The following is a 1,038-nucleotide window of genomic DNA, read 5'->3' as shown; positions in this document are numbered from 1 at the left end:
ACATCTACCCCCTCCCCTTCACACTCTTCCCTCCCCCCCGCTCTTCCCACCCCCGGCCACCACGCGGCCCTCGGGGCGGGCGCCCGCCCCGGCGCCACGGTCGCCGTCGTCGGGGACGGCGCGGTCGGCCTGTGCGCCGTGCTGGCCGCCAGGCGGCTGGGCGCCGAGCGGATCATCGCGCTGGGCCGGCACGAGGTCCGCACCGACATCGCGCGCCGCTTCGGCGCCACCGACGTCGTCGCCGAACGCGGGGACGCGGCCGTGGCGGCCGTACGCGAACTCACCCGCGGCCAGGGCGCGCACGCCGTCGTCGAGGCCGTCGGCACCGAGCAGTCCATGCGGACGGCCGTCGACATCACCCGGGCCGGCGGCGCGATCGGCTTCGTCGGCGTGCCGCACGGCAGCGGCACCGGCCTGGACCTCGGCGTCATGTTCGACCGGAACATCGCCCTGCGCGGCGGTGTCGCCCCGGTCCGCGCCTACATCCCCGACCTGCTGCCCGACGTCCTCGACGGCACCGTCGACCCGTCGCCGGTCTTCGACCTGACCGTCGGCATCGAGGGCGTGCCCGACGGCTACAAGGCGATGGACGAGCGCACCGCGTTGAAGGTGCTCGTCACGAACGGCTGAGCCGGCGAACGGCTGGGCCGAAGGACGGCTCGGCCCAGGGACGCGCTGTTGATCAGGTCCATCTGATCGGCAGCGGCAGCGCCGTCAGCACCCCCGACACCGCCACCACCGTCCCGAGCACCGCCACCTCGGCCCGGGCGGGGACGCAGGCGGTCAGCGGATCGGCCGCCCGGCGCAGCCGGACCCGTGCCCACAGTGCGAGCACGCAGACGACGGCGACGAGGAACACCTTCGCCAGCAGGGTGCGCCCGTACGCCGTCGTCGTCAGCTGGTCCAGGATCGTGCCCGCCGGCATCCGCCGCAGCGAACTCCACACGCCCGTCGCGGTGATCGCCGCCAGCAGCACGGCCGCCACGCGCGCGTAGAGCCCGAGCAGCGCGGCCCCCGCCGGGCCACGTCGGTGGCGCA

Annotated in this window: 2 protein-coding genes; one reads left to right on the top strand and one right to left on the bottom strand. The window is 75.6% G+C overall.

Annotated features, from left to right (window positions below; all coding sequences use genetic code 11):
- The coding region (locus ABZ646_RS47225; protein ID WP_360534114.1) for a zinc-binding dehydrogenase at nucleotides 1-630 on the top strand (630 nt) is incomplete at its 5' end.
- 52 nt (nucleotides 631-682) lie between these two features.
- Here the strand turns inward: ABZ646_RS47225 and ABZ646_RS47220 are convergent.
- Nucleotides 683-1,038 (bottom strand): CopD family protein (locus tag ABZ646_RS47220; protein WP_360534111.1); only part of this gene is annotated, 356 nt, incomplete at its 5' end.

It is taken from the genome of Streptomyces sp. NPDC007162, from assembly GCF_040634175.1.
Taxonomy (GTDB): domain Bacteria; phylum Actinomycetota; class Actinomycetes; order Streptomycetales; family Streptomycetaceae; genus Streptomyces.
Note: the sequence above shows the minus strand (reverse complement) of the source record. Positions and strands in the feature narration are given on the sequence as shown.